Consider the following 14863-nt stretch of genomic DNA (forward strand, 5'->3'; position numbering starts at 1 on the left):
CTGAGAGCAGACTGAATGATGACTAATGTTATTTTCCCTTTTCGCCTAGGCGACGGAATTCTTAATGAGATATAAAAGCTGGGAGCAACAAAAATGACCTAAACCCCTCTGATCAGGGATTTAGGTCATTTGTTTCTGCTGTCTTTACTATTTTAGGAAGAAACGGCTTAAGGAGCTGTCTCCAGGAATTTCGCCGTTGGATTTTTGTCCATTGCGGTTCTCATCGCGTATTCATTTTCGAATAGGACAACATAATTGCCCTTTTTATCTTTCACCAGAGCGGAGTTGATCCGGAATTTACTTGGGTCCAGATTCTCGTCCACGATCCAGCGAGCAAATTGATAAGGCATGCGCTGGAGCTGCACGTCTACCCCGTACTCGCCCTTCATCCGGTATTCAAATACCTCGAATTGGAGCTGACCCACGACGCCGAGCAAAGTCTCGTCGAAGCTAACGGTGTTGAACACCTGAATCGTCCCTTCCTCGGTCAACTGGTCAATCCCTTTTTGATATTGTTTATGTTTCAATGCATTTTTAACCGTAACTTTGGCAAAAATCTCTGGTGAGAACGTTGGCAGTTCGTCAAAAATAACCTCGCTGCCTTGGCTCAATGAATCGCCAATCCGGAAGATACCCGGATCAAACAGACCAATAATATCGCCTGCGTAAGCCTCTTCTACAATATCCCGATCCTGTGCCAGGAATTGCTGAGGCTGCGACAGTTTGATTTCTTTGCCCACACGATTATGCTTCACGCTCATACCACGTTGGAACTTACCAGACACAATCCGCAGGAATGCAATACGATCCCGGTGTGCCGGGTTCATGTTTGCCTGGATTTTGAAGACATAACCGCTGAATTTCTCATTCGTTGGCTCAATCTCACCTGCTGTACTGCGACGTGGTTCCGGTTTCGGTGCGAGCTGCAGGAAGTTCTCAAGGAACGTCTGCACGCCAAAGTTATTGATGGCACTACCGAAGAATACGGGGGTTAGTTCACCGCGTTGTACCTTCTCCATGTCGAACTGGTCTCCTGCAACATCCAGAAGCTCTAGATCTTGACACAGCTGATCATGCAGATAATCTCCTGCCATCTCACGAATGATTGGATCTTCGTATCCATCTACTTTTTGTACTTTAATTGTCGAGTGATCGTCCCCTTGGAACAATTCCACTTGATTTTTCATCCGATCGTACACACCGCATAGCTCACGACCTGTACCAATCGGCCAGTTCATCGGTACGGAGCGAATCCCCAGTACGTTTTCGAGTTCTTCCATCAGATCAAACGGGCTTTGTCCTTCACGGTCCAGCTTGTTGATGAACGTAAAGATCGGAATACCACGCTTCGCACAAACCTGGAACAATTTAATGGTCTGTGCCTCGACACCTTTGGCCACGTCAATCAACATGACTGCGCTATCGGCAGCGGTCAGTGTACGATACGTATCTTCACTGAAGTCTTGGTGACCCGGTGTATCCAAGATGTTGATGCGATGACCCAGGTAATCAAACTGCATTACGGAAGAAGTTACCGAGATTCCCCGCTGTTTCTCAATTTCCATCCAGTCACTTGTTGCATGTTTGCTTGCTTTCCGAGCTTTGACTGTACCGGCAAGACGAATCGCGCCCCCGAACAGCAACAGTTTCTCGGTCAATGTCGTTTTACCCGCATCCGGGTGAGAGATAATGGCAAACGTCCGGCGTTTGTCCACTTCCTGTTGAAGAATGTTATCTGCAGCTTTGCTCATAGATTCTATCCCTTTCGTCCGTTCATTCACGTTAATCCGGCGAGGCCGGTCTACCATTCAATCTTTATGCAATCCGGCTATGCCGGTTGATTGTACATTCGCATTTTCGCATATTAGGCAATTAAGCATCCTATGTTAATTTTACACATTTACAACGGAGTTCATCCTCCCTAAGCATTGTGCTTCCATTCATGCCGTAGACCTGATTTAGTATCCAACTTTCCTATTGTACCATAATCTTTACCGAAAATAACCGATTACGTACAGCAGAGGTTCTTCTCTTTTCGGATTGCAAAAAAAGAGCACCCTTCCGCCATCTTTATGGCGTCCAGGTACTCATTATTCATTTCGCGTGCCGCTCTTAGAAAATCAATGCGTCCAGAGCATATTGTCCTCCACCTGTCAAAGCTATTGCTACACCAATCACCAGGATCGCAAGGTTATATTCAAATCCGTTTTGCGTGGACCAGTATCCATTCGCACCATGAACCTTCACAATGGCAATAACCATAGTCAGAGCAATCAGAATGCCGCCTACCGGTGTGAGCAGACCCAGAGCCAGCAGCAATCCACCGCCGAATTCAGCCAGCCCTGCCAGCAGCGCTACCAATGCGCCGGGCTTCATTCCCATTGATTCAAACCAGCCGCCCGTTCCCTTGATTCCGTATCCCCCGAACCATCCAAACAATTTCTGAGCCCCGTGCGCCATGAACGACAATCCAATCACCAAACGAATCAACAACAATCCAACATCCAACATTTTCTTTTCCTCCATTCAATATATACAAAATAGTATTCTTAGATTAAAGATATTATGCTAAAATTTTTTCCTCATGAATGTATTTCGTAACCCCTTCACCTGGTTCACATTTTATCTCATGAATGATGTACGTTTCCGATTCGTCATCGGGTTCCGTATGTCTTTGCGTAATCTCTTTAACTCTTGATTGAGTATAAGTTATATACTTACTTTTTGTCAATAACTTATTTTATTATATGCACATTTTTACACCCCACCTTCTCCACCGCAAAAAAAGACCTGAAAAGATCGCATCGCTGCGTTCTTCCCAAGTCTTATTTATAAAAGGAGCAAGCCCCATCTCAATACATTAAAATAACTTCGCTCTATTCAAAATCCTTGCCACTCATGAGTGATACGCCCATGATTAATTGTTCACTTGCCAGACGACACTGTCTTCGTCCTGACCATTCACCGGCCACCAGTGGAAGCCGTCCTGCTCCAGCAGTTTGCCTGTTGCTTCAGGACCCCACGTACCTGCCGGATACGTGTGCAGCTCTCCGTGATTTTCCGCCCAAGCCGCCGCAATCCGGTCAACGAAGGACCATGCTGTAGCCACTTCATCCCAACGGGTAAAGTAGGTGGAGTCTCCTTCTGCTGCATCATGCAGCAGACGTTCATACGCCTCCGGCGAGTTAATTCCAATCATGCAGCTCTGACAGAAGTCCATCGCCAGCGGCTGAATCTCGGAGTCTGAACCCGGCTTCTTGGCATTGATTTTAATATAAATTCCTTCCATCGGGTTTACCCGAATGACGAGCAAATTTGGCTCCAGTTTATACTTTTTCCCCAGATAAACGTTACTCGGCATGGATTTGAATTCAACCACAATCTCGGTCGTTTTCACTGGAAGGCGCTTGCCTGTCCGAATATAGAATGGCACACCTGCCCAGCGGAAATTATCTACAAATACACGTGCGGCAAAGTAAGTCTCCGTATTGGATTCAGGATCAACCTTGTCCTCCTGACGATAACCGGGAAGCTGCTTACCACGATACTCCCCTTCCGTATACTGCCCGCGCACAACGTTAGTGCTTACTTCTTCATTAGAGGTAAAAGCACGCAGAGAACGCAGTACCTTAACCTTCTCATCCCGAATGTCCTCCGGGAATAGACGGCTTGGCGGCTCCATAGCAATCATCGTCAGCATCTGCAGCATATGGTTCTGTCCCATATCGCGCAATGCTCCCGAATGATCGTAGTATCCACCACGTTCTTCCACACCAACCGTCTCACCCAGAGTAATCTGAACGTTGGCAATATGTTTATTGTTCCAAAGCGGCTCGAAAAAGGCATTACCAAAGCGAATGACTTCGATATTCTGCACCATTTCCTTGCCAAGATAGTGGTCAATCCGATAAATCTCTTCCTCACGGAATACTTCACGGATCTGCTCATTCAGATGCTCCGCAGATTGCAGATCATATCCAAATGGCTTCTCAATTACAAGTCGATTCCACCCGCGGCTCTCCAGCATTCCACCATCACGCAAACTATAGGAGACGCTGCCGAAGAGCTCAGGTGCCAGCGCCAGATAGAACAGCCGGTTACCCGGTGTGTTAAACTTCGCTTCTAGACTCTCTGTCTGCTCACGTAATTCTTTGAAACCGTCCACGTTATTGATATCTAGTGATTTATACTCAAAATGTTCGACAAAAGCGTTCCACTCTTCGGGTTCCCCCGCCGGATAGCGGCAGAACTCCTTAATGGATTCATAGATATCTTCCCGGAATTCTTCTGGTGACCTCGGACGACGCGCTACACCAATAACCGCAAAGTCTTCGGCTAACTTGCCTTCGCGGTAGAGACTGTAGATCGCCGGAAACAGCTTCCGGCGGGCCAAATCACCCGTTGCTCCAAAAATGAAAAATACTGCACCTGGTGTCTGCACTTCATCTTGCATTTGTTTTTCGACCATGGGCTCCTCTTTCTTTCCGGGAAGATATCTCCACACTCTCCCCGAGCTATGTAATGGTGTTATATACGCAACATACAACCGTCAATTACCAGCAAATTTCCTTCTTGGATGTGATGCCATTTTAGCATAAAAGCCCCAGGGGTTGCACTAATTTTCCTGAGAAATGTTATCAATATTTTTCCACATTTCATGGAAATTTCATCTATAAAAATTCATGATCAGACTTATAAATCTGCTTGAATATTGCATTAATATTCGATCGTGATCACCGGGAAACCTACTGTAACTCGATTAGTCCCCTTTTCGTCATCCTTATGGACTGCAAGCTGCATGTTCAAGAGATGCGTACCGCTCTTAATCGCTATGGGCAGATCCGATGCCTCATATGACACACTGGCAGTGCTGTTATCCGTATAACGTTCTATCGCTTGCATATTCATATCTCCAGACAGCTGTTCCTCGATTTGCTGCAATTGACTGCTGGCGCCACTTTCTTCAGTTGCACCTGTGCCCTGCACAGCGAAATTCCAAGTTGCTTTCATTCCCGAATCGTTAAGCAACTTGGATACTTGTTCATGTAATGTGATCAATAAACGTTGGTCCGTATGTTCATTGCCTGATAATTGGATGATCGTGTAGTATTCCTTTTCCCCCGTCACGACAACATTGACCAGAATGCCTGCATGCTGAGCATCAGCAGCCATCTCACTGCGATACACATCATGCCCCGTCTGTACAACGCGTTCAGGCTGCTGTAATCCCAGCCGATGAGCGAGCAGCTCCGCCTGCTCTTTTGCATCTCCACGGCCTTCGCCTTGCCATTTAATGACTAAACGCTCCACATGATCGATTGCTGTATCTGCGGTCTTCATCAATTGTTCCAGCTTGCCTGCTTCGGATTCCGTCTTCTCAGCGTACACATGAGTCATGCCTATAAGTATAATGATTGCCAATGCGAGTATGCCTGCTGTCATCCATCGATTTAACATTCGAATCCTCCGCTCTTTCTTGCATTCTATGAATCTATCAACAGCATGCCCCCATTACTCATTTGCTAAACTTCTTTTTGGCATACAAAAAAAGCCCTATCCACCATCTTCATGGCTGATCGGACCTTATATCATCTTATGGGCAGAACAAACTTTCAAATTGTGCTCCCCCCAATTTCTTAACTTCACTTATCTATTCAACAAACCAATAGTGCATGCCTAAACCATCACACGCTTCTTTTTCTATTCCGCAAGTCCATTCTTATAAGCATAGATGGCTGCCTGTGTACGGTCATCCACGCCCAATTTTGCTAGTATGTTCGTGACATGGAATTTGACCGTCTTGATCCCAATAATCAGGTCATCTGCGATGTCCTGGTTCGACTTGCCTTTAGCGACTAACCGAAGTACATCCATCTCCCGATCAGTCAATTCATCATGAGCCGGTGCCACTGCCTGCGGCTGTCGGAAACGATTCATCATTTTGGACGCCACTTGTGATTCCAGAACCGATTGCCCCCGAGCGGCAGCACGTATTGCATCTGCCACCTCATTGGCTCTGGATGTTTTCAGCAGGTAACTGAATGCCCCTGCCTCAATAACCGGATACATTTTTTCATCATCCAGATAACTGGTCAGCACAATGACCTTGCATTCCGGATACATTTTAAGCAGCTGCCGGGTGGCTTCAATCCCGTCCATTCCTTCCATAACGAGATCCATCAGGACAACATCAGGTTTATACTCCTGTGCCAGCCGAATGCCTTCCTCACCGCTGCCCGCTTCCCCCACCACTTCAATGCCATCTTCGGTATCCAGCACCGCAGCGAGGCCAATACGTACCATTTCATGATCATCCACGAGCAACACTTTGATCGACGTTTCCGCTTCCGTCTCCGTTTCTATTCCCGTCTCCATTGACATGTTCTTCCTCGCTTTCATCGTTCATCAAAGGTATTGTAATCTCAATTCGTGTTCCTTTGCCTGGCGCCGTTACAAATTGAATGGCTCCTCCAATTTCAGTCACACGTTCACGCATATTGGCCAGACCGTACGAGGCCTGTTTCTGATCGTCAAGATCAAATCCCTGACCATCATCGCGAATCAGTACCCGAATGGCATCCATCCGGCGCTGAAGTCGAATCTCCATCTTTTCCGCCTTCGCATGACGTAATGTATTAGACATCGCTTCCTGAATGATACGGAACAGATGATTCTCAATGCCTTTGATCAAATGAATGTCTTCATCCATTTCGAGTACGATGTCCATAGGTACTTTTGTTTTCAACTCCATCACAAGATCGCGCAAACCTTGCTCGAGATGTTTACCCTCCAGATAGACAGGTCGCAAATGCAATAGTAACGCCCGCATCTCAGACTGAGCTACAGACGCCATCTCTTCAATTAGGGCCACCTGCCGCTGGGCACGTGCAAAATCCTTTTCCATTCTTCGTCCAACCGCTGTTGCGGTCATGGAAATGGCAAATAGCTGCTGTGATACCGCATCATGCAATTCTCGTGCCAGCCTTTGTCGTTCCTCCACAATGGCCGTTATTCTGGCCTGTTCAGCCAACTGCGCGTTATTCGTAGACAGCCTTTGCAGAGAAGAGACCTGATCTTCCCACTTTTTGCCGATGCGTCCAAGCTGCTCACTTAATCGGCCGACATCATCAATGCCGAGATCCGGCACAGTACGTGAGAGTGACCCCTTTTCCCATTGCAGCAGCGTTTCTCGCAACAGTTCAAGCCTTCGTTTGACCCGGTAGCTCTGATAGAAGCCGAAGGCTGCACCCATACCGACCAAGAGCAGCAGTAACGCCAGACCCGATTGAATCAGATGCCTCCACCCTGCAAACGGAGCAAGATAACCATATGTATACAATACATACAAGATTACAATGAGCACAATGAAAACAAGGAGGATCCCTTCACCCATACTTCGGGTTACCATATCGGTATGTCGTTTTGTCTTCATCCGGGTCTCCTCCTTCTACACCTATTTAACTTATTACGGATTACTGATGTTTAGGTCGCCAACAATATAAGAAATGACAAATTTTGCTTTATGTTCACTGGACTCATATCCAGGAGTTCTCCATACCAATTTGTTCATCATGCCACTATCCTGTTCCCCATTAACACTTATCCGTCCAAAGAGTACCGTCGCCTCAATCTCAACACCATAATCTTCAGGCAGCGTCAGACGAACATTTCCCATTATACCTTGCAGAAGCACAATCGTTTGTTTATCCTCCGGAATGGAGAGGGACAGATCTGCGTTAACCTCACCCAAGGCATGCCATAGGCTCATGCTACGCAGTGTCCATGGAGCCTGATCCCAATAGTAACGAGCCATGAAATTTTGCTTGCGCATGACATGCCCGTCTAGATGAATCTTTTTGTTTTTGGAATAAAAATAGGCGAGTGAAGCCAGTACAATCAAAAATACAATCATTAGATTATCAAGCAACAACAGAGCGGCACCGATCCCTAGGAAGCGATAACCTTTGTGTGTGTCACCCTTACGAACTTGTACCATACCTATCGTTAACAGAATCAGTGCGGCGACGGTCAGCAGGTTAATACTTCGGTTCAGTAACATCAGCATGCCGATGACAATGATTACAACAGCAAGCCATTGACCCTTCTTATTCATCTATGCCGCACCTCCTCTGTAAGTTGATCTTCCCAATTCGACGGAAAAGCCATATCAGGCTTTGAACACCTGTATGGCTTAACCTTTGTTCTAGAAACCGTTCTTTATTCACGATTTATAGAATATCATATTGTCTGCTGAGCGAACAGTTATTCTTTTGAAGTACCGCCCGTTTCATTCTTCGCACCATTGCCGATTTTGTTTTTCAGAGCTTGCAGCTGTTGATCTACTTTGAATTGCTTCTCTGTATCTACAGGATTAGTGTACGTAGATTGTGTGTTACGATAAGGTGCGCGGATCACATCAGCTTCCGCTTCCATTTGCATGATTTTCTCTTCCATGCGGTGGAATCCAAGGGATGCGCCACCACTCTCGATGGAGTGCAAGCTGTTAATTTGGGACATTTGTTTTTTGGCTTTTGCCATTTGTGCACGGGATACAAGTTCATTACGTTTGTTACGCATTTTGTAGAACTCATCTTTCATGTCATGCAGCTGTTGCAGCAAATCTTTGGCTTGAGCTTCGGATTGAGCATGAAGTTCTCTGTATTCCGTAATTTTTTGATCGAAGTAGATTTTCTCTTCCAGCAATTTACGGGCCACTTCTTCCTGACCATTAGCCAGTGCAGCCTCTGCCTGAGACTCACGTTGTACCGATGTACGCTCTGCTTCGTCCAGACGCTGTTTCATGCGACGCTCATTCGCCATTTGTTTGGCAACTGTTACCTCTGCCTCGTGAATTTCAGCCTCCATGTCACGCAAGTACTGGTTCAACATTACAATCGGGTCTTCCACTTTATCCAACATATCGTTTACCGACGCTTTAGTCATATCCTTAATCCGTTTAAATACTCCCATTTTACTTTTCTCCCTTCTCGTAACGAGATAATTTTTGGCGAAGCTCTTCAACTTCTTTTTTCAATGCTTTTTTCTCAATATCTTTCATCATGGAATCAAGTTCACTTTCTTGCTGTGCCCCTGCTCCGTAGGCGTTATTGTCGTAAGAACGTGGGCCAGACTGAGGTCTGCTGTTGTATCCTGGGCCAGGACCGAAGTTTCCAGGACCTTGATTACGGTTGTTTTGGAAAGGACCTCTTGGCGGCTCGTGATCAAAGTTGTTGTATCCTCTACCAGCGCCAGGGCCCGGACCATAGCCGTATGGATCATAAGGTGGATATGGCTCTTTTGGCACCACCAGTGCTGCGATGAAGTAGATTAACAACGACGTGCCGCCAGTTACGAAGATACTGATGACGAAGATGATACGCAGCAAGGTTGAATCCATGCCGATCGACTCGGATATCCCGCCACATAATCCTGTCAGCATCCGGTCACGCGTTGAGCGATATAATTTGCTCATGTGCTTACTCCTTTCGTTTACTTGTATCCTCTTACGTGATCAGCACCATAAGTGTATGGATCAGCGTGATAGGGTTCTTTTGGCACTACCAATGCAGCGATGAAGTAGATCAGCAATGATGTACCCCCCGTAGCGAAAATACTGATGAAGAAAATGATACGCAGCAGCGTGGAACTAAATCCAAGATTTTCAGAGATGCCGCCGATCAAACCTGTCAGCATTCGATTGCGCGATGAGCGGTAAAGTTTATTCATGTGTCTACTCCTTTCTGTCATTGTTCAGCTTTTGTTTCAGCCGTTCCAGTTCCTTGTCCAGCGTAGAGGATGACATGGTGCCAGACGTTCCTGACCCATCCTGACTCATCCGCCGCAAATCCCGGAGACTCTGTGCCTCATATTCGAGATCCGAAACCTGATCGTCCAGTCGGTTGAACATACGGGGTACATTCTGACCGTTGTAGTGACCTCTCTGATTCATTCGTTGCTGTAACTGAATCGTCTGCATACGAGCGTAGTAATATTGGCGTTTGCTGTATACATTTTGATACTCCACTTTCAGTTGGTCGATCTGTTCGTCCAGTTCCTGTAAAGCCGCATTGCTTTGTGCGTACAATTCATTATATTGTTCCATTTTTTCCTCATGGAGAATTTTCTCCTGCAAAGCAAGTTTAGCTAAGTGCTCCTCGCCTGCTTTCAGAGCCATGGAAGCTTGTTCTTCCCGTTTGTGTACCATACCTGCGGCCTGATCGGCTTGTTGTTTCATTTGTCTGGTATGGCTAGCATATTGATGACGAAGCTTCTCGGCTTCACCGATGTCTTGGCGGGTCGAGACCAGAAACTGATCAATCAGTTTGACTGGATCCTGACTTTGCTCCAGATGTTCGTTTAAAGTAGCTACGGTAATATCCCGCATTCGACGAAATACACTCATTTTGTTCTGTCCTCCTTTTCAAGATCGTGAAAGCTTAGTAACGGCCACGACGACTGCGATTATTACTCAACATGGAGAATCCGAAGATGATTAACCCGATCGCGATGATCGGTCCGATCAGCCAGGCCAGTTTACCCAGCAATGAGAGGATACCGATGAAGAGAACAATCCATCCAAGCAGTACATTTCCTCGTTTAACTCCGTAGTATCCAAGTGCAATCATCAGGATCGGAATCAGATAACCCATTAAATGTCCCAGTAGAGGAGTTAACTTTCCGAAGAGGAGGAGTGCACCCAATGCAATCAGTACAATCGCCCAGCCATTTCCTTTATTCCATCTCATAATTGTTGTTCACCACCCTTTCGGTTCATTAATTTTGGTATGTGTGTTTGTTTGTTCATTTGTTTCTTGTTTAACCTTATGTCCTTATTCTAGGGGAAACGGCGACTTTTCAAAACAGACCGTGGACGGTTTTTCATCCTAGACTCAGGTCGGGGATCGGGTTGGACCTTTGACTGTCCCTGGATCAGACCATTGACCACTGTACCGAGTAACAGCCTTAGATATCCCTTATTGCCCTTCTTCAACGCCGATTCCCCAGTGTGAATATGACGTCCATACCTCTTATCTACGTTCTCCCCCGACTGACGTTTCCCAATATGCCTTCCATTAAAGCTATAACGACTTCTAATATGATTTAGACGATTACATAATCTTAATTTCCACATGAATTTTTATTACTTTTTTATCCAAATAAACAAAATTTAGATTGTTCTACATGTAAGCGTTTACTAAAATAGAAAGTGTTACTAATCCAAAAGTCAGGAGTGGACCTGTGCGATCATTCAGCTATCTACATAAAATGATAGTCTTCGGAATCTTGTTAAGTACCCTGCCCATTCTGTTGACGGGAATCGCCGCTTTTATCTATTCTTCAAAACAATCAGAGCTGCATCGTGCTCAAGCCAATAAACAATTGCTAATCCAAATGCAAACCAATGTGGAGCACAAACTTGCAACCGTAAGCTATATGCTCGATCAGGCCGTTCGGTCACCGGACACGCTCCGTTCGCTAACTTCATCATCATCGATCCAAGACACTGGGCCTTTGTTTGCTGAGAAGCTACAGAACGAATTTAATAATATGAGATCATGGGAGCCTCTAATGGATATTACGCTCGTTAATCAGACCCAGGATTGGCTTATCGATCATGCTGGCCTGTACCTGAATACTGATTTTCCAATGGCGCTGCCTATGAAAGACTTATTATCAAACACACTTACATCCGGTTGGCAGCTTACACCATCATCTGTGTTTAACAATAATGAGCGCCCAGTGAACTCAGGCTGCATCTACCATATTGCACTCGCCAGATCGATACCCGATGTAAATGTTTCTTCTGACGCTGCCCTGATTGCGGGAATTCCTGCATGTTCACTGCAAAAACCACTGGAAGAGGATTCACCGGGCAGCTCTACAGCCGGACTAATCATTTTGAATCGTGAACATCGGATCATGGTCCACCCTGATCCCGAATATATTGGTCAGCCATTGGCTGCAGCAGGAATAAAAGATAGCGAATCGGGTTCCAATTTTAGCGAGTTGTTATCTATCCGTGGATTCGCTGCCTCTTCAGGCCAACGAGAGGTACGTATTGCAGATATACGTTACTCGCTGTCCTATACGCATTCTTCTCTAAAAGGGTGGACATATATTCTCATTTCGCCTACGAATATTCTTACTCATGAGTATGTTCAGATTGGGCTGCACACCATGTATATCAGTGTCGCTATGCTACTGCTTTCACTTTTGGTCTCATGGGCAGGCTCGAGAAGAATGGTTATACCCATACGCAGGCTGCTTGTACAACTTGGTGATAAACGCTTATTCAGAGGTAACTTGGAAACCAATTCTACGCTTCATATGGATGAATTTGAGCAAATCAGAGCTGGCGTTTCACAGCTATCTGCTTCTCAATCCCAGCTTGAAAGCAAATTGAATCAATATAAGTTGCAGATCCGCACTCATTTTCTAATCAACCTGCTACTGGGCAAAAATGCTCCATCCACTCTTCATGACACACTCAGAGAGAATGGTTATGGTTCACAGCTTCAAGAGTGGCAACAAATAGCCGTCATTGCAGTTCAGGCTGATCTTATGAATCACACCAAATACCATGCCAAGGATCGTGATCTGTTGCTATTTGCCGTTCAGAACATACTGGAGGAGAGTGTTTATGCCGAACAACAGTTACTTCCTATAGTATATGATCAGGCTGTCGTTACCATTATCGGTACCTCTGAGCAAGATCATGTTCGTTTTTCACAACATCTGCATACGTTAACGGAACAACTACAACATCAGATCAGTGAGATCCTTAGTCTCCAAGTAAGCATTGGCTTCAGTCAGCCTCACGCCTCGCTATTTCAGATCCCGCAAGCTTATACGGAGGCCCGTGAAGCGCTCAAGCATCGAATGAAACTGGGAGCAGGCATCATCTTTCAATTTGAGGCGATTGATAATCGTACATCCCATTGGGCACTGCCATATCCCGAATCACTGGAGTATACGCTGATACAGGCCATCCAAAATGCCGATGCAGCCCAAGCCTCATCTCATCTCCATCAGTTGCTTGAAGTGCTGTTCGGCATGGAGTGTACACCGGAAGAATATCAGGTAGCATTTACCCGATTGTTAACACATATTTTGCAGATGATGCAGGAATCCGGTATACGACTGGGACAGATCTCCAAAGGCCATGGATCTATTTTCAATGAACTTCATGCTCTACAGTATGCAGCTGAGGTTGAGCAATGGTTTCACAATCATATCATCATACCGATCATTCTCATTCTGAAGGAAAGACAGTACGCCCAATATCAGCACATATCCGAGAAAATGATTGCCATCATTCAACAAGAATACGATAAGGATCTGACGTTGGAGGAATGCGCATCCAGACTTCATTACAATGCAAACTATCTGAGTAGTGTGTTCCGCAAAGAGACAGGCTGTGCATTCAGTGAGTATCTGACGAAGTACCGCTTTAGTATAGCTAAAAAGTGGCTCAACGAAAGCGAGCTAACGGTCAAGGATATCGCCGCACGGCTTCGTTATAACAACCCGCAGAACTTTATCCGTTCTTTTCGAAAATGGGAAGGGATTACGCCTGGACAGTATAGGGAGCGTAAGCAGAAGCCTGATCTATCCATAAAACAGTAAGCGGCTCTTTTGGGGATAAAGTACGAGGGTTATAACTATTTCTATCTATAGAAGAACGTTTGTTATTTAGTCAAAGAATAAGTTTTTTGTATCTGACCATAAAAAAGGGAGCAGTTTAACTGCTCCCTTTGCTCCCCTAACACTTCATCTAAATTAATATTACTACTGAAATGGGTCTACTGTTTTCTTGGACGTACCACTTTCATGTTCGGTTGCTCCAGTTGAATCAGAATTTTACCGAACTTCCCTCCGCGTGAGAATGTAACCAAACCATCCTTGTATGTGTCTCTGATATATTGTCCAGCCAGGGCAAGTGAACCCTCATCCGTTGGTAGTTCGTGCGTAGTAAGCCATTCCTGAAGCTTATCGACGACTTCCTCAACAGGTATCTCAATGAAACTTGTTTCTTTAGTGATTAAGGTGGTGTAAGAATAATCTTTCAAGTACAGCAGCTGTTGTATATACCCCATATCTCCCGCGTTGTATGATGGATAGACACCTAGTACCTCTTTAAGCTCATCTATTAGTGTGTGCTCTCTCGGTCCAGCTATCGTGCTGATATAGACATACTTTCGGGCAGTGCTTATGGCCTGTTCAATCGTTTCCCAATTCGACATTGCCGGGCACATGGATGCAAATGCAAAATCATATTTCTTCTCCCAACCCTTATCCTGAATCGATATGTCCTCGAATCGTTCCGAAACAATATCAATACTGGATGTAAGGGATACAGGAATTGTCTCCTTCATTAATGAAACTAAAAGTTCAGAGGGCTCTACAGCTGTAACGTTCGCTCCTTTGGTTGCAAAAGGAATTGTAAAGATGCCTGATGCTGCCCCAATGTCTAATATCGATACCCCGTCAAAACTCACTCCCTGATTTTCAATCCAGCCTATGATGCGTTCGGATCGCTTCTTTCCCTCTTCAGTAAACGACTGTTGATGATATTCTCTAGCCCATCGTTCAAATGCTGCTGTCGCGTCAAACGCCGTGCTCTTCATATTGTATTTTGAAGCTGTGGACTGATTCCTCCACGCTTCTTCCCATACAGATGGATCAAATAGAATTTCAGAATGCTTGGATACATGTTTTTCCTCAGACATGTTGCTTCACTCCATTTCTTTTATAAAATATAAATTCGAAAAAAGGATATTATTTTGTTTTGATAAGCATCTTTTATATGAATTTAAAAGAGCTATAATATCCATAATTAAACGAGGCAATATTAGAGACTTTA

At 45.3% G+C, this 14863-nt stretch carries 14 protein-coding genes; 1 reads left to right on the forward strand and 13 read right to left on the reverse strand.

All coding sequences use genetic code 11. The features are described from left to right. Positions 1–167: 167 nt before the first annotated feature. The 12 genes from MKY42_RS27435 to MKY42_RS27490 all read right to left on the reverse strand — a co-directional run bounded on the left by MKY42_RS27435 (position 168) and on the right by MKY42_RS27490 (position 10745). The gene (locus tag MKY42_RS27435; RefSeq protein ID WP_090904557.1) at positions 168–1751 is read right to left on the reverse strand and encodes a peptide chain release factor 3; all 1584 of its coding nucleotides are present in this window, start codon (positions 1749–1751) and stop codon (positions 168–170) included. Positions 1752–2112: 361 nt separating this feature from the next. Then, on the reverse strand, positions 2113–2511 hold the full coding sequence (locus MKY42_RS27440; protein WP_090904558.1) for a DoxX family protein: 399 nt from the start codon (positions 2509–2511) through the stop codon (positions 2113–2115). Between the two features lie 406 nt (positions 2512–2917). Beyond that, positions 2918–4468: a glucose-6-phosphate dehydrogenase gene (gene zwf, locus MKY42_RS27445; protein WP_090904559.1), complete on the reverse strand. Its 1551-nt coding sequence runs from the start codon at positions 4466–4468 to the stop codon at positions 2918–2920. 248 nt (positions 4469–4716) lie between these two features. After that, positions 4717–5457 (reverse strand): YwmB family TATA-box binding protein, encoded by a 741-nt coding sequence (locus tag MKY42_RS27450; protein WP_090904560.1) that lies wholly within the window; start codon positions 5455–5457, stop codon positions 4717–4719. Between the two features lie 243 nt (positions 5458–5700). Beyond that, entirely contained in the window at positions 5701–6375 is a 675-nt protein-coding gene (locus tag MKY42_RS27455) for a response regulator transcription factor (protein WP_090904561.1), read from the reverse strand. Continuing rightward, on the reverse strand, positions 6311–7432 hold the full coding sequence (locus MKY42_RS27460; RefSeq protein ID WP_090904562.1) for a sensor histidine kinase: 1122 nt from the start codon (positions 7430–7432) through the stop codon (positions 6311–6313). The genes MKY42_RS27455 and MKY42_RS27460 overlap by 65 nt, the downstream gene beginning before the upstream one ends. Positions 7433–7465: 33 nt before the next feature. Then, positions 7466–8113 (reverse strand): cell wall-active antibiotics response protein LiaF, encoded by a 648-nt coding sequence (gene liaF, locus MKY42_RS27465; protein WP_090904563.1) that lies wholly within the window; start codon positions 8111–8113, stop codon positions 7466–7468. 149 nt (positions 8114–8262) lie between these two features. Continuing rightward, positions 8263–8970 (reverse strand): PspA/IM30 family protein, encoded by a 708-nt coding sequence (locus tag MKY42_RS27470; RefSeq protein WP_024634152.1) that lies wholly within the window; start codon positions 8968–8970, stop codon positions 8263–8265. A 1-nt stretch (position 8971) separates the two neighbouring features. After that, entirely contained in the window at positions 8972–9472 is a 501-nt protein-coding gene (locus tag MKY42_RS27475) for a PspC domain-containing protein (RefSeq protein ID WP_090904564.1), read from the reverse strand. A gap of 17 nt (positions 9473–9489) precedes the next feature. Continuing rightward, complete coding sequence (locus MKY42_RS27480) at positions 9490–9726, reverse strand: PspC domain-containing protein (RefSeq protein WP_063566169.1); 237 nt, start codon at positions 9724–9726, stop codon at positions 9490–9492. A gap of 4 nt (positions 9727–9730) precedes the next feature. After that, positions 9731–10402, reverse strand: coding sequence for a PspA/IM30 family protein (locus MKY42_RS27485; protein WP_090904565.1), 672 nt, complete (start codon positions 10400–10402; stop codon positions 9731–9733). 34 nt (positions 10403–10436) lie between these two features. Next, complete coding sequence (locus MKY42_RS27490; RefSeq protein ID WP_024634156.1) at positions 10437–10745, reverse strand: hypothetical protein; 309 nt, start codon at positions 10743–10745, stop codon at positions 10437–10439. Positions 10746–11265: 520 nt separating this feature from the next. Between MKY42_RS27490 and MKY42_RS27495 the strand changes: the two genes are divergently transcribed. Continuing rightward, positions 11266–13626 carry a helix-turn-helix domain-containing protein gene (locus MKY42_RS27495; RefSeq protein WP_339846220.1) on the forward strand — a complete coding sequence of 787 codons (2361 nt, stop codon included), beginning with the start codon at positions 11266–11268 and terminating at the stop codon, positions 13624–13626. Positions 13627–13802: 176 nt separating this feature from the next. On the opposite strand, the gene MKY42_RS27500 is transcribed toward MKY42_RS27495, so the two are convergent. Then, on the reverse strand, positions 13803–14729 hold the full coding sequence (locus MKY42_RS27500; protein WP_339846223.1) for a methyltransferase domain-containing protein: 927 nt from the start codon (positions 14727–14729) through the stop codon (positions 13803–13805). Positions 14730–14863 lie beyond the last annotated feature (134 nt).

It is taken from the genome of Paenibacillus sp. FSL W7-1088 (assembly GCF_037969855.1).
GTDB lineage: Bacteria > Bacillota > Bacilli > Paenibacillales > Paenibacillaceae > Paenibacillus.

What these genes read in the sequence shown, in the direction of transcription:
- zwf (WP_090904559.1), bottom strand. Translation starts at nt 4,468, where the DNA reads ATGGTCGAAAAACAAATGCAAGATGAAGTGCAGACACCAGGTGCAGTA.
- MKY42_RS27480 (WP_063566169.1), bottom strand. Translation starts at nt 9,726, where the DNA reads ATGAATAAACTTTACCGCTCATCGCGCAATCGAATGCTGACAGGTTTG.
- MKY42_RS27500 (WP_339846223.1), bottom strand. Translation starts at nt 14,729, where the DNA reads ATGTCTGAGGAAAAACATGTATCCAAGCATTCTGAAATTCTATTTGAT.
- MKY42_RS27460 (WP_090904562.1), bottom strand. Translation starts at nt 7,432, where the DNA reads ATGAAGACAAAACGACATACCGATATGGTAACCCGAAGTATGGGTGAA.
- MKY42_RS27440 (WP_090904558.1), bottom strand. Translation starts at nt 2,511, where the DNA reads ATGTTGGATGTTGGATTGTTGTTGATTCGTTTGGTGATTGGATTGTCG.
- liaF (WP_090904563.1), bottom strand. Translation starts at nt 8,113, where the DNA reads ATGAATAAGAAGGGTCAATGGCTTGCTGTTGTAATCATTGTCATCGGC.
- MKY42_RS27495 (WP_339846220.1), top strand. Translation starts at nt 11,266, where the DNA reads ATGATAGTCTTCGGAATCTTGTTAAGTACCCTGCCCATTCTGTTGACG.
- MKY42_RS27455 (WP_090904561.1), bottom strand. Translation starts at nt 6,375, where the DNA reads ATGGAGACGGGAATAGAAACGGAGACGGAAGCGGAAACGTCGATCAAA.
- MKY42_RS27470 (WP_024634152.1), bottom strand. Translation starts at nt 8,970, where the DNA reads ATGGGAGTATTTAAACGGATTAAGGATATGACTAAAGCGTCGGTAAAC.
- MKY42_RS27475 (WP_090904564.1), bottom strand. Translation starts at nt 9,472, where the DNA reads ATGAGCAAATTATATCGCTCAACGCGTGACCGGATGCTGACAGGATTA.
- MKY42_RS27435 (WP_090904557.1), bottom strand. Translation starts at nt 1,751, where the DNA reads ATGAGCAAAGCTGCAGATAACATTCTTCAACAGGAAGTGGACAAACGC.
- MKY42_RS27490 (WP_024634156.1), bottom strand. Translation starts at nt 10,745, where the DNA reads ATGAGATGGAATAAAGGAAATGGCTGGGCGATTGTACTGATTGCATTG.
- MKY42_RS27485 (WP_090904565.1), bottom strand. Translation starts at nt 10,402, where the DNA reads ATGAGTGTATTTCGTCGAATGCGGGATATTACCGTAGCTACTTTAAAC.
- MKY42_RS27450 (WP_090904560.1), bottom strand. Translation starts at nt 5,457, where the DNA reads ATGTTAAATCGATGGATGACAGCAGGCATACTCGCATTGGCAATCATT.